Origin of the sequence: Azospirillum sp. A23, from assembly GCF_042938965.1 — a bacterium.
In the GTDB taxonomy this organism is placed as follows: Bacteria; Pseudomonadota; Alphaproteobacteria; order Azospirillales; family Azospirillaceae; genus Azospirillum; species Azospirillum melinis.
This window is the reverse complement of the sequence record NZ_CP170667.1, coordinates 2,009,635-2,027,350: the sequence shown is the minus strand read 5'-3', so window position 1 is coordinate 2,027,350 and position 17,716 is coordinate 2,009,635. Positions and strand designations below refer to the sequence as shown.

General features: G+C 67.4%; 15 protein-coding genes. 8 read left to right on the top strand and 7 right to left on the bottom strand.

Annotation, left to right across the window (positions count from 1 at the left end):
- Positions 1-110 precede the first annotated feature (110 nt).
- Positions 111-1,241 (bottom strand): alkene reductase, encoded by a 1,131-nt coding sequence (locus ABNQ40_RS26890; protein WP_109051286.1) that lies wholly within the window; start codon positions 1,239-1,241, stop codon positions 111-113.
- 165 nt (positions 1,242-1,406) lie between these two features.
- Here ABNQ40_RS26890 and ABNQ40_RS26885 point away from each other — a divergent pair, with 165 nt between their 5' ends.
- Positions 1,407-2,069, top strand: a complete 663-nt coding sequence (locus ABNQ40_RS26885) for a TetR/AcrR family transcriptional regulator (RefSeq protein ID WP_109051285.1) — start codon at positions 1,407-1,409, stop codon at positions 2,067-2,069.
- 3 nt (positions 2,070-2,072) lie between these two features.
- Here ABNQ40_RS26885 and rarD read toward each other — a convergent pair whose 3' ends face one another.
- From rarD to purB, 4 genes are all read right to left on the bottom strand, one after another.
- Positions 2,073-2,999: an EamA family transporter RarD gene (rarD, locus tag ABNQ40_RS26880; RefSeq protein WP_109051284.1), complete on the bottom strand. Its 927-nt coding sequence runs from the start codon at positions 2,997-2,999 to the stop codon at positions 2,073-2,075.
- A 191-nt stretch (positions 3,000-3,190) separates the two neighbouring features.
- A complete protein-coding gene (gene grxD / locus ABNQ40_RS26875) occupies positions 3,191-3,526 on the bottom strand; it encodes a Grx4 family monothiol glutaredoxin (protein ID WP_085088255.1) in 336 nt (111 codons plus the stop codon).
- A 110-nt stretch (positions 3,527-3,636) separates the two neighbouring features.
- Entirely contained in the window at positions 3,637-3,876 is a 240-nt protein-coding gene (locus tag ABNQ40_RS26870; RefSeq protein WP_391347900.1) for a BolA/IbaG family iron-sulfur metabolism protein, read from the bottom strand.
- A gap of 162 nt (positions 3,877-4,038) precedes the next feature.
- The gene (gene purB / locus ABNQ40_RS26865; RefSeq protein ID WP_391347898.1) at positions 4,039-5,334 is read right to left on the bottom strand and encodes an adenylosuccinate lyase; all 1,296 of its coding nucleotides are present in this window, start codon (positions 5,332-5,334) and stop codon (positions 4,039-4,041) included.
- 435 nt (positions 5,335-5,769) lie between these two features.
- Here purB and ABNQ40_RS26860 point away from each other — a divergent pair, with 435 nt between their 5' ends.
- On the top strand, positions 5,770-9,042 hold the full coding sequence (locus tag ABNQ40_RS26860) for an EAL domain-containing protein (RefSeq protein WP_391347895.1): 3,273 nt from the start codon (positions 5,770-5,772) through the stop codon (positions 9,040-9,042).
- Positions 9,043-9,088: 46 nt separating this feature from the next.
- On the opposite strand, the gene ABNQ40_RS26855 is transcribed toward ABNQ40_RS26860, so the two are convergent.
- Entirely contained in the window at positions 9,089-9,847 is a 759-nt protein-coding gene (locus tag ABNQ40_RS26855) for a M48 family metallopeptidase (RefSeq protein ID WP_391347892.1), read from the bottom strand.
- A gap of 277 nt (positions 9,848-10,124) precedes the next feature.
- Between ABNQ40_RS26855 and ABNQ40_RS26850 the strand changes: the two genes are divergently transcribed.
- From ABNQ40_RS26850 to ABNQ40_RS26830, 5 genes are all read left to right on the top strand, one after another.
- A complete protein-coding gene (locus ABNQ40_RS26850) occupies positions 10,125-11,744 on the top strand; it encodes an ATP-binding protein (RefSeq protein WP_391347889.1) in 1,620 nt (539 codons plus the stop codon).
- 308 nt (positions 11,745-12,052) lie between these two features.
- Positions 12,053-13,408: a sn-glycerol-3-phosphate ABC transporter substrate-binding protein UgpB gene (ugpB, locus tag ABNQ40_RS26845; protein WP_109051279.1), complete on the top strand. Its 1,356-nt coding sequence runs from the start codon at positions 12,053-12,055 to the stop codon at positions 13,406-13,408.
- Positions 13,409-13,485: 77 nt separating this feature from the next.
- Positions 13,486-14,370 carry a sn-glycerol-3-phosphate ABC transporter permease UgpA gene (ugpA, locus tag ABNQ40_RS26840; RefSeq protein ID WP_109051278.1) on the top strand — a complete coding sequence of 295 codons (885 nt, stop codon included), beginning with the start codon at positions 13,486-13,488 and terminating at the stop codon, positions 14,368-14,370.
- Positions 14,367-15,215, top strand: a complete 849-nt coding sequence (ugpE, locus tag ABNQ40_RS26835) for a sn-glycerol-3-phosphate ABC transporter permease UgpE (protein WP_109051277.1) — start codon at positions 14,367-14,369, stop codon at positions 15,213-15,215. Before ugpA ends, ugpE begins: the two co-directional genes overlap by 4 nt.
- A gap of 25 nt (positions 15,216-15,240) precedes the next feature.
- The gene (locus ABNQ40_RS26830) at positions 15,241-16,317 is read left to right on the top strand and encodes a sn-glycerol-3-phosphate import ATP-binding protein UgpC (RefSeq protein ID WP_109051276.1); all 1,077 of its coding nucleotides are present in this window, start codon (positions 15,241-15,243) and stop codon (positions 16,315-16,317) included.
- 21 nt (positions 16,318-16,338) lie between these two features.
- Here the strand turns inward: ABNQ40_RS26830 and ABNQ40_RS26825 are convergent, their stop codons facing one another.
- Positions 16,339-16,527, bottom strand: a complete 189-nt coding sequence (locus ABNQ40_RS26825; protein WP_109051275.1) for a DUF1674 domain-containing protein — start codon at positions 16,525-16,527, stop codon at positions 16,339-16,341.
- 125 nt (positions 16,528-16,652) lie between these two features.
- Between ABNQ40_RS26825 and htpX the strand changes: the two genes are divergently transcribed.
- Positions 16,653-17,651: a zinc metalloprotease HtpX gene (htpX, locus tag ABNQ40_RS26820; RefSeq protein WP_391347886.1), complete on the top strand. Its 999-nt coding sequence runs from the start codon at positions 16,653-16,655 to the stop codon at positions 17,649-17,651.
- Positions 17,652-17,716 lie beyond the last annotated feature (65 nt).

Genomic DNA, 17,716 nt, shown 5'->3' with positions numbered 1-17,716 from the left:
CTCACGACGCACTCACGACGCGCTCTCTCACGTCGAGAGGAATTGCGGCCCCGATTGGGGATTCCCGATTGGGGATTCCGGGGGGGGCGGAATTCGGGGCCGCAAACCTGTCAGGCGGCGATGGATTCCAGCGCCGGGTAATCGGTGTAACCCTTGGCGTCGCCGCCGTAATAGGTGGTGCGATCCGGTTCGGCCAGCGAGGCGCCGGCACGGAAGCGCACGGGCAGGTCCGGGTTGGAGATGAAGGCTTCGCCGAAACTGACCGCATCGGCCTCGCCGTTGGCGAGCGCCGCGACGGCATCACCACGGCTATAGCCGCCATTCAGGATGAACGGACCCTTGTAGGCGGCGCGCAGGGTGGACGCCACGTGCGGCGCGCCCTCCGGCGGGGCCATGTGGTGGCCGGGCTTGCCCTCGATCACATGTAGATAGGCGAGGTTGAAGGGGTTCAGCGCCTTGGTGATCGCCAGGAAGTGCGGCAGCGGGTCGCTGTCCTTCATGTCGTTGAACACGCCGGTGGGCGACAGGCGGACGCCGATGCGGTCGGCGCCGACGGCATGGGCCGTCGCCTCCAGGATCTCCAGCAGGAAGCGGCAGCGGTTCTCCACCGTTCCACCATACCGGTCGGTGCGGGTGTTGGTGCCGTCGCGCAGGAACTGGTCGATCAGATAGCCGTTGGCCGCATGGATCTCGACGCCGTCCAGGCCGGCATCGAAGACGGCGCGCTTGGCGGCATCGGCGAAATGACGGACCAGGGCAGGGATCTCGGCGGTTTCAAGGGCGCGCGGAACCGGGAAGGGCTCCATGCCGGCGCCGGTGTAGAGCTGGCCCTTCGCCGCGATGGCCGACGGGGCGACCGGGGCGGCGCCGTTCGGCTGGAAGCGCGGGTGGGAGATGCGGCCCACATGCCAGAGCTGGGTGACGATCCGCCCGCCGGCCGTGTGCACGGCGTCGGCGACTGCGCGCCATGCCAGGGTCTGGGCGTCGGTGTGGATGCCCGGCGTGTTGGGATAGCCTTGGGCGGTGTCGCAGACCTGCGTCGCCTCGGTGATGATCAGGCCGGCGGACGCGCGCTGCGCATAATATTCGGCGGTCAGTGCGGTCGGGCAGTTGCCGTCGCCGGCGCGGCTGCGGGTCATCGGCGCCATGACGACGCGGTTCGGCAGTTCGATTGCGCCGAGACGCAGCGGGGTGAACAGATCCGGAGTGGCGGTGCTGTGCGTGTCGTTGCTGTGCGGCATGGCGGGAATACCCCCTGTTGGGCAATAGGCTTTTGGGGTGAGGTCTTGTATGTATGTGAGTACATACTTGAACCGACGCCTGCCGCTTGTCAAGTATGTATCTGCATACTTATTATGAAGCCTCCCGTCATGACGGCGGCGGGGCGGACTGGAGAGGGACGGGTCTTGGACGCAAGCAATGACGCCGACGGCTGTTGCCCCGGAAACGGCACCGAGGGCGCCTGCGAGGGCGGAGGGCGCAAGCGCGACCGTGCCGCGACGGAAAGCGCGCTGCTCGACGCCGCCAAGGTGGTGTTCGCCGAGCGTGGCTTCGACGCGGCGACGACCCGGGAAATCTCCGGGCGGGCCGGGGTCAACGAACAGCTGATCCAGCGCTATTTCTCAGGGAAAAGCGGGCTGCTGCTGGCGGTGGTGGAGCGCTATTGGCGCGAGGAAGCGGGCGGCTGCGACCTGCCGCCGCCGGACGACGATCTGGAAACCGACCTTGGCCGCTTCCTGCACGCGCAGCTGAAGCACAGCTGGAAATGCCGCGACTTCACCCGCGTCGTGCTGGCCCGCGCCCTGGTCGATCAGGCGGTGGCGGACGAGATGGCGCGCACCCTGTCGGAGAGCCGCATCCCCTGCCTGCTGAAACGGCTGGAGGGCTATCGCGAGCGCGGCGCCATTGCCGCCGACGCCGACCTCGCCAATGTGGCGGCCGGCATCGCGACGCTCAGCTTCGGGCTGGGCTTCCTCGATCAGGTGGTGTTCGGCCGTGACGACGCCGGCATCTGCGCGATGGTCGGCACGCTGGCCCACACCATCGCCCATGGCCTGACGCCGCGCTGACGCCTACTCCGCAGCGGCTGCGGCGCGGGTGGTGGCGCGGTGGCTGTGCACCGCGTCGGCGGTGAAGACGGCCAGGGCCACCCAGATGCAGGCAAAGGTGATGGCGTGGCTGCTTGAGAAGGCCTCGCCATAGACCAGCACGCCCAGCAGAAGCTGCCCGGTCGGCCCGACATATTGCAGCAGACCGAGGGTGGTCATGGTCAGCTTGCTCGCGCCGATCATGAACAGCACCAGCGGCACCGCCGTCATCGGTCCGGCCAGCACCAGCAGGGTGCTCTCCCCCCAGCCATGGCCGAAGGCGCCGTCGCTGCCCAGCCACAGCAGATAGCCCAGCGCCGCCGGCAGCAGCAGGGCGGTCTCCACCAGCAGACCGATCACCGGATCGATCGCCGCCTTCTTGCGCACCAGGGCGTAGAAGCCGAAGGACAGCGCCAGCGACAACGCGACCCAGGGCACGGCGCCATAGCTGACGACGAGGCTGCCGACGCCGGCCGCGGCGATGGCGACCGCCAGCATCCGGCCGCGGCTGAGCCGTTCGTTCAGGAACAGCACGCCCAGCAGCACATTGACCAGCGGGTTGATGAAATATCCCAGGCTGGCCTCGACCAGCCGGCTGTTCACCACCGCCCAGATGAAGACGGTCCAGTTGACGGTGACCAGCAGGGTGGTGACCACCAGAATGCCCAGCCGGCGCCAGTTGCCGACCGCGGCGACGACGGCCGCCGGCCCGCGGGTCGCCAGCACGCCGATGCCGACCAGCACCACGGTCCACACCACGCGGTGGGCGACGATCTCCACCGCGCCGACATCGCCAAGGGATTTGAAGAAGACGGGGTTGACCAGCCCCCAGATCAGGTAGGAGGCAAGCGCCGCGACGAACGCGGCGGTTGTGGAGGTCGGGGCCTGGGCGGGCGGCGGGGTCTGAGCCATACCGTCCGTTTAGCACATTGTTTGTGCAATCCGGCAGCGGGCCGCCGGGCATGGCCGGGCTGCGCGGCCGGCATCGCTGCCCGTCATCCTGGCGTCGGGCATCGAAAATGCCCAGCATGGAAAGGGCGCCGGGCATGAAAAAGCCCCGCCGGAGCGGGGCTTTTCCGTTCCTCACCGGACCGGTGCTGCGGTCAGGCGGCGGTGGCGACGCCCTTGTCGGCCATCAGGGTCTGCAGCTCGCCCGACTCGTACATCTCGCGGACGATGTCGCAGCCGCCGACCAGTTCGCCCTTGACGTAGAGCTGCGGGAAGGTCGGCCAGTTCGAGTATTCCTTCAGGCCCTGGCGCAGGCCCGGATCCTCCAGGATGTTGACGCCCTTGAACTTGACGCCGGTGTGGCTCAGCACCTGGACGACGGCGGCGGAGAAGCCGCACTGCGGGAACACCGGGGTCCCCTTCATGTACAGCACGACATCGTTGTTCTTGATGTCCTGCTCGATGCGTTCGACGACGTTCTGATCGACCATGACCTGATAACCCTTCCGATTAAGGCCCGGCGGCGCCGGGGCCTTGTCCGTTGCAACTTTGATCAGGCGCCCTCAGGCACCTTGCGCCAGGCGCCCTCAGGCATCTGTACTCAGGCGCCTTCCGGCACCGCGGTGGTCAGCGCCAGGGCGTGCAGTTCGCCGCCCATCTTTCCCTGGAGGGATGCGTAGACCATCTGGTGCTGCTGCACCCGGCTCTTGCCCTTGAAGGCGGCGGAGGTGACGAGCGCGGCATAGTGGTCGCCGTCGCCGCGCAGGTCCGCGATCTCGACGACCGCGTCCGGGACGCCCTCCTTGATGAGCTTTTCGATCGTGGCGGCTTCCATCGCCATGGGTCTGGTCCTCGCTCTGTTCAGGATTGCCCCGCCCGGGCACACGCTTATCGGAATAGAGTAGGTGCGGCCGGGCCGTTTGTCATCCACCGGCAAGTCTTTGCCGCCCTGCGGAAGACGCCGTAACGGCCCGGACGCCCCTCGTTCAACAGGAGATGCCTGTTATTCGCCGAACACGCGCTTGAACACCGTGTCGACATGCTTGGTGTGGTAGGTCATGTCGAACATCGGCTCCAGTTTGTCGCGGCCGATGTGCTTGGCGATGTCGGCATCGTTCGACAGCAGGTCCAGATAGTTGCCGCCCTTCTCCCACACCTGCATGGCGTTGCGCTGCACCGCCTTGTAGCTGTCCTCGCGGCTCATGCCGGCCTGGGTCAGGGCCAGCAGGACGCGCTGCGAGAAGACAAGTCCGCCCAGGTCGTCCAGGTTCTTCTGCATGCGCTCCGGATAGACCACCAGCTTTTCCATCATGCCGGTCAGGCGCACCAGGGCGAAGTCCAGCGTGACGGTGGCGTCGGGGCCGATCATCCGCTCGACCGAGCTGTGGGAGATGTCGCGCTCGTGCCACAGCGCCACATTCTCCAGCGCCGGGACGACGGCGGAGCGCACGATGCGGGCGAGGCCGGTCAGGTTCTCCGACAGGACCGGGTTGCGCTTGTGCGGCATCGCCGACGAGCCCTTCTGGCCGGGGTGGAAATACTCCTCCGCCTCGCGCACTTCGGTGCGCTGGAGGTGGCGGATTTCCGTGGCCAGATTCTCGACGCTCGACGCGATCACGCCCAGCACGGAGAAGAAGAAGGCATGGCGGTCGCGCGGGATGACCTGGGTCGACACCGGCTCCACCGACAGGCCGAGCTTGGCGGCGACATGCTCCTCCACCCGCGGGTCGATGTTGGCGAAGGTGCCGACGGCGCCGGAGATGGCGCAGGTGGCGATATCAGCACGCGCCTGGACCAGACGCTCGCGCCCGCGGGCGAAGGCGGCGTAATGGCCGGCCAGCTTCAGGCCGAAGGTCGTCGGCTCGGCATGGATGCCGTGGCTGCGGCCGATGGTGACGGTGTTCTTGTGTTCATAGGCCCGGCGCTTCAGCGCGGCCAGCAGGGCGTCCATGTCGGCCAGCAGCAGGTCGGCGGCCTGGGTCAGCTGGACGGCGAGGCAGGTGTCCAGCACGTCCGACGAGGTCATGCCCTGGTGGACGAAGCGGGCTTCCGGACCGACATATTCGGCGAGGTTGGTCAGGAAGGCGATGACGTCGTGCCGGGTTTCGCGTTCGATCTCGTCGATGCGGTCGATCTCCCACTTGCCGCGCTCCCACACCGCCTTGGCGGCCTCCTTCGGGATCACGCCCAGCTCGGCCTGCGCGTCGCAGGCGTGCGCCTCGATCTCGAACCAGATGCGGAAGCGGTTTTCCGGCTCCCAGATGCGGGCCATTTCGTGGCGGGTATAGCGGGGGATCATCGGCACTCTCCGAAGGATGCTGGCGCTGGAAAAGGAGCGGCTGCGGGTCTGTATGGCACGCGCGCGCGACCATAGCGGTGCCGGGGGGCGTTTTAAAGCCTCGCGATGGCCCGAACCGTCCGTCCGACCGGCTTGTCTGCCCGCTCCGCTGTTGGCGGCATTAATCTTCATGGGCGAATCTTTGCCAGCCTAAGGGAATCCGCGCCTAACGTCGCGCGGGCGGACTTTCCGTCAATTCCCTGTTAACATGCGGATCCGCACGCCAACGTCCATCCACGCGCGAGGAAAACAGTCAAAGAGTCGCTCTCAGGTGGATTTGATTTGCTTGCAGTTGAATCTGCGCGAGCATTAAGCAACACTTGCACAGCGCATCGGGACCGACCCCAGCCGGTTTCCGCGAATTCCACCGAACAGGCCATCCGAAGGGAGCCCTTCTTGTCCGACCCCGTCGCCGAGCTGGTCCGTGCGCCGTCGCGCTCGTCCGACGAGGCCCGGCTCTACCGCCTGCAGTTCCTGGCGTCGATGGCGTTGGTGTCGGCGCTCGTCCTCGGGCTCGGCTTCTATTTCGTCTGGCAGCATTGGGCCGACCTGGAGCACGACCTCCAGCAGAGCGAGGCGCGCTATGTCGAGGAGCAGCATCAGGCCCTGGTGCAGGAGGTGGAGAACGCGCAGTCCTACCTCGCCTACATGCGCTCGCGCGTCGAACCGCTTCTGAAGGAGCAGCTGCGCGCCCAGGTCGACGAGGCCTATTCCATCGCCCGCAGCGTCCATGACCGGGAAAAGGACATCCTGCCCGAAGCGTCGGTGAAGGAATCGATCAAGCAGACGCTGCGGCCGCTGCGCTTCTCCGGCGGGCGTGGCTACTACTTCATCAACGACCTGAACGGCGAATCGGTGCTGATGCCGGTCGATCCGTCGCGGGAAGGGACCTCTCCCTTCTCCGCTCCCGATCCGCAGGGGGCCGCGGTGATGCGCGAGCTGATGCGGGCCGTCCAGGATCCCAGCCTGCGCGGCTTCGCCCGCTATCGCTGGCGCATGCCGGACGATCCGGCCCAGACTGGCGACAGATCGGCCGTGGACAAGCTGGCCTTCGTCCGCCGCTTCGAACCCTATGACTGGGTGATCGGCGCCAGCGACGCGCTGGGGGCGGTGGAGGCGCGGTTGCAGCACGAATCGCTGGAGCGTCTGCGCGCCTTCCGCTTCGGGGAAACCGGCTATGTCGGCGTGCTGCGCCAGGACGGGCAGGTGCTGCTGTCGCCCACCGCCCCGGCGTCGGAGGGGATGAACGCCCGCGACCTGCCGTGGAAGACCGAGCGCGACCTCGTCACCCGGCTGCTGGAACTCGGACGCCAGGGCGGCGGCGAGCTGCGCTACGACTGGATCCACCCTGTCACCGCGCGGCCGACGCCGAAGATGGCCTATGTTTCGGCCCCCAGCGTCTGGGGCTGGATCCTGGTCGCCGGATTCTACATCGACGATGTCGGCAAGGAGATGGAGGTCCGCCGGGCGGAGATCAGCCGCGGCGTCAACCAGCGCGTCTGGACCACGGTGGCGGTGCTGGCCGTGGCGCTGGCCGCGTCGGTCGGCGTGTCATGGCTGGTCACCGGCTGGATCCGGCGCATCGTCGGCAGCTATCAGCTGCGGGTCAGGCACAGCGACAGCATGCTGCGCGAACGGGCGCGCCAGCTGTATCTCGCCAACTTCTTCATCGACCATGTGTCGGAGATCGTCGTGCTCGCCGACGCCGGCCTGCGCATCGCCTACATCAATCCCTTCGGCTGCCAGGCCCTGGGCGGGACGCTGGAAGACCTCGTGATGGGGCAGGCCGACCTGCTGAAGCGCTTCGCCGCCGAGGGCGAGGATGCGGCCAGCCATTACGAGACCGCCTACCGCACCGCCGACGGCCGCACGCTGGAACTGGAGGTCACCGCCAGCCGCATCACCTACGAGGGCGACGTCTATTACTCGGCCATCGCCCGCGACATCAGCGAGCGCAAACGGGCGGAATGGCAGCTGCGCCTGTCGGCCAAGGTGTTCGACAACGCGGCGGAGGGCATGTTCGTCGCCAACGAAGATCTGGAGATCGTCGCCGCCAACGACGCCTTCTCCCGCATCACCGGCTATGATCGCGACGAGGTTCTGGGCCGCGGTCCCGACTTCCTGCGCTCGGACCGCAACCCGTCGGGCTTCTACGAAGATTTGTGGGTTCAGCTGCGCGAGAGCGGCCATTGGGCCGGCGAGATCTGGAGCACCCGCAAGAACGGCGAGGTGTTTCCGGAGTGGCTGAGCGTCAAGCTGGTCCGCAACGAGGATGGCGCCGTCGCCAACTACATCGCCGCCTTCAGCGACATCACCGCGATCCGCGCGCAGGAGGAGCGTATCCGCCATCTGGCGCAGTTCGATTTCCTGACCGACCTGCCCAACCGCTTCCTGCTGCGCGACCGGCTGGAGCGGGCCATGCTGGCCGCCGGGCGCCACGGCACCAGGGTCGGGCTGCTGTTCGTCGATCTCGACCGCTTCAAGACGATCAACGACAGCCTGGGCCATCAGGTCGGCGACGATCTGCTGCGCGAGGTGGCCGGGCGGCTGACCGCCACCGTGCGGGCGAGCGACACCGTCAGCCGCCAGGGCGGCGACGAGTTCATCATCCTGATCAGCGACATGGACGGCCCCGACGCTGCCGGCATCGTCGCGCGCAAGGTTCTGCACGCTTTGTCGGAACCCTATCTGATCGATGGGCACGAGTTGCTGGTCACGCCCTCCATCGGCATCGCCATCTACCCCGACGACGGCACCGACATCGACGGGCTGCTGAAAAGCGCCGACATGGCGATGTATGCCGCGAAGGAGGCCGGGCGCGCCACCTACCAGTTCTTCACGCCGGAGCTGAACCGCCGTGCCTCCGACCGGATGTGGACCGAAAGCAACCTGCGCCGGGCGCTCGCCAACAACGAGCTGGAGCTGCATTTCCAGCCGCAGTTCTCCATGGACGGCCGCCGGCTGATCGGGGCGGAGGCGCTGGTGCGCTGGCGCCAGCCTGACGGCACGCTGATCATGCCCGGCCAGTTCATTCCGGTGGCCGAGGATACCGGCCTGATCCTGCCACTGGGCGATTGGGTGCTGGGCGAGGCCTGCCGCCGCGCGGCCGAACTGCTGCGTCACCACGATCTGCTGATCGCCGTCAACCTGTCGGCGGTGCAGGTGCGCCGTCCGGGACTGGCGGAGCGGGTGGCCGGCTGGCTGTCGGCCTACGGCATCCCGCCCTCGGCCCTGGAACTGGAGGTGACGGAAAGCGTCCTGATGGACGAGTCCGATGTGGTGTCGGAAACCTTCTCCCGGCTGCGCGAGTTGGGCGTGCCGGTCGCCATCGACGATTTCGGCACCGGCTATTCCTCGCTGGCCTATCTGAAGCGCTTCCGCGTCGACAAGCTGAAGATCGACCGCAGCTTCGTCAGTGGCCTGCGCGCCGGCAACCCGGACAGCGGCGCCATCGCCGAGGCGATCATCGGCATGGCGCGCAGCTTGCGCATGCAGACGCTGGCCGAAGGGGTGGAGACGGAGGAGCAGTATGGCTGCCTCGCCGAGATGGGCTGCGACCAGTGCCAGGGTTATCTGCTCGGCCGTCCGATGCCCTACGAAGATTTCCTGGAGTTCGTCCGGCGCGATGCCGCCGCAGCCGAGCCGCGGGTGGCCGAACCGGTGGGTTAGGCGCTGGGCCAGGCGTTGGGCTGGGCGTTGGATCGGGTGGCGGGCGTCACCCGTACCGCAGCAGCCGCGTGCCGTTCGCCTTCAGCCAGGCCCGCGGCCAGTCCACGCCGCTGCCGTCCGTCAGGCTGGCGCACAGCGCCCAGAAGCGCGGTGAGTGGTTCATCTCGCGCAGATGGGCCACCTCGTGCCCGACCACATAATCCAGTACCGGCTCCGGCGTCAGGATCAGCCGCCAGGAGAAGGACAGCCGGCCGGTGGACGAACAGCTGCCCCAACGGCTTTTGGTGTCGCGGATCGTGACCGCCGCCACGCGGGCGCCGATGGCCGCGGCCTTCAGCCGGGCACGGGTCGCCAACTCGCGCTTGGCCTCCGCGGTCAGGAAATCGCGGATGCGGCGGGCGACATGGTCCGGCTGGCCGCCGACCAGCAGGGCGCCGTCCTCGATCCGCGTCGGGCCGCGCATGGCAGGGTCGTGGCGGATGACATGCTCGATGCCGAGATAGGGCACGCTGGCGCCGTCGGCGAAAGGCAGGGACGGCGGCATCGCCGCCAGCCGCGCCCGCAGCCAGCCGTCATGCCGGCCGACGAACTGGCGGGCATCGGTTTCCGACACACCGACCGGCACCACCACCTGGACCAGCCCGCGCCCGGCATCGACCCGCAGGGTCATGCGGGTCGCGCGCGCGCTTTCCCGCAGCTCCAGCGGAATCGGCAGGCCGGATATCTCCAGCGCGCGGGGCGGCTGGGGAGGCCGGGCGGCGGGTCGCTTGCGGCGACGCAGAAGGGCGGGGAGGCGTTGCACCATGCCGTCTTATAGCGCGGCCGGCGCCGGCTGCGGAAGCATCCTCCGCCCTTTGTCGGAATGGTGCCGCGGTCCAGTTTCGGCTTAAAGCATTAGGGCTTTCGAACGATCCCGGCCTATGGGGTCGACTGAGGTCACATTTGACACGATCGATCGGGGCACAAGATAAAGCAGAGGTAACGCGGTGGTCTGTAGACCTCCCATTTGCCGCCGGTTCACATGTTCGTTTGCTGATGATCGCCCCCTTAGCCTTGCCCCTTAGCATTGCCGAGTACATGCCATGCCCCTCATCCCTGGAAAAACTCCGACACGTGAGGATTGGCTGGACGCCCTGCTGTCGGCCAACGGTTCTCCCCAGGCCCTGCTTGGCGAGGACGGGCGCGTGCTGGTGGCGAATCCCGCCTTCGCCGCCCTGATCGGCCATGCGCCGGGCAGGGTGGAAGGGCTGACGCTGGCGGAGGCCGGGCTGCCGGCCGAAACGGCCGAAGGGATCGACGGGTTGCGGCGGCGGGTGATGGCGACCGGCACGCCTGCCTCCACCACCGGACCGCTCCCCGGCTTTTCTGCCACGCTGGCGTTGACGCCCGTCACGGACGCCGATGGCCGCACCGGCGCGGTGGCTCTCCTTGCCGGTGCCGGTGCCGATGCCGGGGCCGCCGCCTTGGCGGAAGCCAGGGCGGAGGCGGCACAGGCCCGCGCCGATGCCGAGCGCGCCCGCACCGCCAAGGGCAAGTTCCTGTCGGCGGCCAGCCACGATCTGCGCCAGCCTTTCCAGGCGATGCACCTGTTCCACCATCTGCTGAGCGGCCGGCTGACCGATCCGGCCTCCATCGAGCTGGCGAACAAGCTGGAGCAGGCGATCCTCGGCGGCGAGGCGCTGCTGCGCGCCCTGCTGGAGGTCTCGGCGCTGGAGGCCGGGCTGGTCACCGCCAAGCCGCAGACCTTCCCGGTCGACGAGCTGTTCGCCAAGATGCTGGAGGAGTTCGGCCCGGAGGCGGAGACGAAGGGCCTGCGCCTCAACATCCACCCGTTCGACGCCGACATCACCAGCGACCCGGCGCTGATGGAGCGGATGCTGCGGCCGATCATGGCCAACGCCCTGCGCTACACGCTGAAGGGCGGGGTCCTGCTGGCGGCGCGGCGGCGCGGCGAGTTCCTGCGCATCGAGGTGTGGGACACCGGTGTCGGCATCGACCCGTCCAACCATGCCGTGATCTTCGAGGATTTCCAACAGCTCGGCAATCCGGGGCGCGACCGCAAGCAGGGGCTGGGCCTCGGCCTCGCCATCGTGCGGCGGCTGGGGCAGGTGCTGGGGCATCCGGTGACGGTGCGCTCCAGGCTCGGCAAGGGCTCCGTCTTCGCGGTGGAGGTGCCGCTGGCCGGCAATGACGGCGACCGCTCGGGCGACGACTCCGGCGACAGCGAGCCGGAGCCGACGGCCGGCCAGTCGTCCTTCGCCGCTGCCACACCCATGGAAACCGGCACGGTGCTGGTGATCGAGGACGATGCGGTGCAGCTTGAGGGGATCGGATTGCTGCTGCGCGGCTGGGGCTATGCGGTCATCCCCGCCCGCGGCATCGACGAAGCCTGCGCCGGGCTGGAGGGCGGTGCGGCGGCGCCCGACCTCGTTCTGTCCGACCTGCGCCTGTCGGGGCCGGAGACCGGCATCGACGCCATCCAGGCGGTCCGTGCCCGCTGCGGCCGGCGGGTGCCGGGCGTCATCGTCACCGGCGACACCGATCCCGACCGGCTGCGCAGCGTCGACCGCAGCGGCTTTCCCCTGGTCCATAAACCCTGCGATCCGACCGCTCTGCGCCGCCTGTTGAGCCGCAGCCTGATGGCCGGACGGGCCGGTTCCCTGCCGTCTGTCCGCCGGCCGGATGCCGTCTGTCAACGTTAGCCGTTCCGCGCTTGCGCGTTTTCGCTCTGCAACATTCCATCGCTGCGAGTTTCACGTCATAAAACTGTAATGCGGCGTCTTGACAGACCCGCGTATGCGTGCGCAGTGTGACGGTTAGAGCAACCAAACAGTTTCGAAAGCGATCATCGCGCTGCCGGTCTTTTTCGCAATCGCACACAACCTCGCGCACATTGGCGTGTGCAGCGGCCTCTGCGATTGCCACCAAAACTTCACGAAAGCGTCGCGGGACGGCAACCCGTTGCCCTCATGACAACCGCGAACCATACCGGGATAGGGAGACCCACCGCATGTTGACCCGCCGCAAGCTTGCCCTCCTGTCGGGCGCCGCCGCTACCTCCGCCCTGCTGTTCGCCGCCGCACTGCCGGGCTCGGCTCTCGCGCAGCAGAAGACCGTGATCGATTTCTGGCACGGCCTGCCGCAGCCGCTGGGCGGCCAGCTGGAGCAGATCGCCAAGGACTTCAACGACAGCCAGCAGGCGGTCCAGGTCAACGCCTCCTACAAGGGCAGCTATCCGGAGACGATGCAGGCGGCCATCGCCGCCTTCCGCGCCGGCAACGCGCCGCACATCGTGCAGATGTTCGAGGTCGGGACCGCCACCATGATGGCCGCCGGTCCGGCGGTGAAGCCGGTCTACCAGCTGATGCAGGAGACGGGCGCGTCCTTCGACGCCGACGCCTACATCCCGGCGGTGAAGGGTTACTACTCGTCCAAGGACGGGAAGATGATGGCGCTGCCGTTCAACAGCTCCAGCACCATCATGTTCTACAACAAGGACGCCTTCCAGAAGGCCGGCCTCGATCCCAACAAGCCGCCGGCGACCTGGCCGGAGATGATCGAGGCGACGAAGAAGCTGAAGGCGTCCGGCTCCACCTGCCCGCTGACCACCGCCTGGCCGGTGTGGGCGCAGTTCGAACAGCTGGGCGCTATTCACAACACACCTTTCGCCAGCCAGGCCAACGGCTTCGGCGGCCTGAACGCCGAGCTGAAGATCGACGCCCCGCTCTACGTCAAGCATGTCCAGACGCTGATCGACATGCAGAAGGACGGCCTGTTCAAGTATGGCGGCCGCGACAACAAGCCCGACGCCCTGTTCCCGTCGGGCGAATGCGCGATGATCCACGCCTCGTCGGGCCTGCGCAGCCGCATCCTGAAGGAGGCGACCTTCGCCTGGGGTGCCGCTCCGCTGCCTTACTGGCCGGAATTCGCCAAGGACGGGCCGAAGAACAGCATCATCGGTGGCGCCGCCTTCTGGGTGATGACCTCGCCCAAGCGCACGCCGGCCGAATACAAGGCGGTGTCGCAGTTCTTCACCTACCTCGCCCGGCCCGAGGTCGATGCCAAGTGGCACATGGACACCGGCTACGTCCCGGTGACGATGAAGGGCTTCGAACTCGCCAAGGCGCAGGGCTATTACGAGAAGAACCCCGGCGCCGACGTGCCGGCCGCCCAGCTGACCCGGACGCCGACCACCGAGAACAGCATGGGCCTGCGCCTGGGCAACCTGCCGGAAATCCGCAACATCATCCAGGAAGAGCTTGAGAAGGCCTTCCAGGGCCAGCAGGACGCCAAGCAGACTCTCGACGCCTCGATCAAGCGCGGCAACACCGTGCTGCGCAACTTCGAGCGCGCCAACAAGGGCTGATCCCGTCTGCAACATCCTTCCCCTGTCCAGTGGCCGGGGAAGGATCGCACTGTTTACCATTCACGAAAGACCATCCTTTGCAGCGTCGCGTCACCTTCGACAACCGGCTGTTGCCCTACCTGCTGCTGGCGCCGCAGGTGGCCGTGACGCTGGTGTTCTTCATCTGGCCGGCAGCCAACGCGATCTGGCAGTCGGTGCATCTGCAGGACGCCTTCGGCATCCGCAGCGAGTTCGTCTGGTTCGAGAACTTCACCAATGTGCTGGGCGACCCGAACTATCTCGACACGCTGAAGGTCACGGTCGTCTTCAGTCTGGCGGTGACCGTGCTGGCGATGGGGCTGGCGCTGCTGCTGGCGGTGCTGGCCGATTCGAAGATCAAGGGCGCGCGGGCCTACAAGACGATGCTGATCTGGCCCTACGCGCTGGCCCCGGCCGTCGCGGCGGTGCTGTGGATGTTCATCTTCAACCCCGACATCGGGTCCTTCGGCCGGGCGTTGCGGGCGCTGGGCTATGATTGGGATTACCGGCTGAACGGCGGGCAGGCGCTGACGATGGTGATCATGGCCGCCAGCTGGAAGCAGGTGTCCTACAACTTCATCTTCTTCCTGGCCGGATTGCAGGCGATCCCGCGCTCGGTGATGGAGGCGGCCAGCATCGACGGCGCCGGTCCGGTGCGGCGGTTCTGGACCATCACCTTCCCGCTGCTGTCGCCGACCACCTTCTTCCTGCTGGTGGTCGACATGGTCTACGCCTTCTTCGAAACCTTCGGCACCATCCATGCCCTGACCCAGGGCGGGCCGGGCAAGGCGACGGAGACGCTGATCTTCCGCGTCTATCAGGACGGCGTCGTCAACAACGACCTCGGCGGGTCGTCGGCCCAGTCGGTGATCCTGATGGTGATCGTCATCGCGCTGACCGCGGTGCAGTTCCGCTTCGTCGAGCGCAAGGTCCACTACTCATGAAGCCGACCCGTTTCATCGATCTGCTGCCGCACATCGTCCTGATCGTCGGCGTTCTGATCTTCGCCTATCCGATCTATGTGACGCTGATCGGTTCCACCTGGGATTCCGGCACCATCGGCCGCGGCGGCCTGCCGCTGTGGCCGGGCGGGCAGGGGGCGACCAACTATGCCCAGGCCTGGGTGGGCGAGGCCGGCGACCGCGCCATGTACACGCCCGTCCGCACCATGATGCTGAACAGCCTGGTGATGGCGCTGTCCATCGCGGTCGGCAAGATCGCCATCTCCATCCTGTCGGCCTATGCGGTGGCCTTCTTCCGCTTTCCGCTGCGCATGGCCTTCTTCTGGCTGATCTTCATCACGCTGATGCTGCCGGTGGAGGTGCGGATCATCCCGACCTACAAGGTCGTCGCCGATCTCGGCCTGATCAACACCTATGCCGGGCTGGCCATCCCGCTGATCGCGTCGGCCACCGCGACGCTGCTGTTCCGCCAGTTCTTCCTGACCATCCCGGACGAACTGCTGGAGGCGGCGAAGATCGACGGTGCCGGGCCGGTGCGCTTCTTCATCGACGTGGTGCTGCCGCTGTCGCGCACCAACATCGCGGCACTGTTCGTCATCCTCTTCATCTATGGCTGGAACCAGTATCTCTGGCCGCTTCTGGTCACCAGCAGCGGCGACATGGAAACCATCGTGACCGGCATCACCAAGATGATCGGCACCGGCGAATCGGCCAACGACTGGCACATCATCATGGCGACCACGGTGCTGGCGATGCTTCCGCCGGTGGCGGTGGTGGTGTTCATGCAGCGCTGGTTCGTCAAAGGTCTTGTGGACAGCGAAAAGTAAGCGCGGGCGAAGGGAAAGAAGAACAATGGCAACCGTTGAAATCCGCAACGTCCGCAAGTCCTACGGCCCGGTCGAAGCGATCAAGGGCATCGACATCGCGATCCAGGACGGGGAATTCCTGGTCCTGCTCGGCCCGTCGGGCTGCGGCAAGTCCACCCTGCTGCGCATGGTCGCCGGGCTGGAAGGCATCACCGGCGGCGAGATCGCCATCGGCGGGCGCGTGGTCAACCATCTGGACCCCAAGGATCGCGACATCGCGATGGTGTTCCAGAACTACGCGCTCTATCCGCACATGACGGTCTTCGACAACATGGCCTACGGCCTGAAGATCCGCGGCATTCCGAAGGCGGAAATCCGGGCGCGCGTCGACAAGGCGGCGAACATCCTCGAACTCGGCCGCTTCCTCGACCGCCGGCCGAGCCAGCTGTCGGGCGGCCAGCGCCAGCGCGTCGCCATGGGGCGCGCCATCGTGCGCGAACCGGCCGCCTTCCTGTTCGACGAGCCGCTGTCGAACCTGGACGCCAAGCTGCGCACCCAGATGCGGGTGGAGATCAAGCGGCTTCAGGACCGGCTCGGCATCACCAGCCTTTACGTCACCCACGATCAGGTGGAGGCGATGACCCTGGCCGACCGCATCCTGGTGATGAATCATGGCGTGGCCGAGCAGATCGGCACGCCGCTGGAGGTCTATCAGCGTCCGGCCAGCCTGTTCGTCGCCGGTTTCATCGGCTCGCCGCCGATGAATGTGCTGGACGGCCGCATCGACGACCGCGGCGAGGCGGTGCTGCTGCCCGGCGGCCAGCGTCTGGCCTTGCCGCAGGCGCGTCCGACCGACGCCGGCCGTCCGGTGAAGCTCGGCATCCGGCCGGAGCACATGGCCGTCGCCGCACAGGGTTTCTCCGGTGGCTTTTCCATCGAGGTCGAACTGGTCGAGGCGCTGGGCGCCGATACCGTGGTCTATGGCCGTCTGCCGGACGGCGAGAGCCTGCTGGTCCGCATGGCCGGCATTCCCACCGTGCGCGAGCGCGACCGGCTGACGGTCGCCCCGCAGGACGGCGCCTTGCACCTGTTCGACGCGGTCACCGGCCGGCGGATGGAGTGACCGGGCGCGGTCACTCTCCGATCAGAAGTCCGAACAGCGTCCCTTGAACTCCCAGTCGCCGTAGCGGGTCGGCTCCGGCCCTTTCGGGCCGCCGATCTCGCCCGGCTTCTGTTCCGGACCCTTGGCTTCCGTTCCATCGGTGGCGGTTCCGGCAGTCACCGCCTCGGCGGCATCCTGTTGCGGCTTGGTCGGTTCGGTCATCATGTCCATCGCGAAACTGTGGGCATCCTGGCAGGCATCTTGAACGCGGGCGCGCCCCGGACCCATATCTGGATCATGTCCGGGATCGGAGCGGGTTACCCCGCTTCGGCCCATCCTGAACCGATATGGCGATCATGACCAGCTATCTGAAGACCACCATCCTCCTTGCCGGCCTGACGGCGATCTTCATGGCGGTCGGCTTCCTGCTGGGCGGCAAGACCGGCCTGATCATCGCCTTCATCATGGCGCTGGGCATGAATTTGTTCAGCTACTGGAATTCGGGCGACATGGTGCTGTCGATGTACGGCGCCCGTGAGGTCGACGCTTATTCCGCCCCCGAGTTCCACGGCATCGTCGCCCGGCTGGCGGAGCGCGCCGGCCTGCCGATGCCGCGCGTCTACATCATCCAGAACGACCAGCCCAACGCGTTCGCCACCGGCCGCGACCCGGACCATGCGGCGGTCGCCGCCACCACCGGCCTGTTGCAGCGCCTGACGCCGGAGGAGATCGCCGGTGTGATGGCGCATGAGCTGGCCCATGTGAAGAACCGCGACACCCTGATCATGACGATCACCGCGACCATCGCCGGTGCGGTGTCGATGCTCGCCAACTTCGGCCTGTTCTTCGGCGGCTCCAGCAACGACGAGCGCGGTGGCAACCCACTGGGCATGGTCGGGGCGATCCTGGCCGCCATTCTCGCCCCCATCGCCGCGACGCTGGTGCAGATGGCGATCAGCCGCACCCGCGAGTTCGAGGCCGACCGTATCGGCGCGGAGATCTGCGGCCGTCCCAACTGGCTGGCCGACGCGCTGACCAACATCCACAACAGCGCCAATCATATCCCCAATTATCAGGCGGAGGCGCACCCGGCGACCGCCCACCTGTTCATCGCCAACCCGCTCAGCGGCGCCAGCATGGCCAGCCTGTTCTCCACCCACCCCGACATGGGCGAGCGGGTGGCGCGGCTCCGCAACATGGCTGCCCGGACCGGCGGCTTCAGCGGCGGGTTCGGCGGTGGTGGCTTTGGGGGCGGCCAGACCCCGCCGCGCGACGGCCGCTCGCCCTGGGGGGCGCCGCCGCAAGGCGGCCAAGGCGGCTTCATGCCGCAGAACCGCCGCGGCCCTTGGGGCTGATCTGGGGCTGATCTCTCGAGCGAGCCTCTGGTAAAGGATTGCGCGCCGAAGGGGTAGGCGACTAC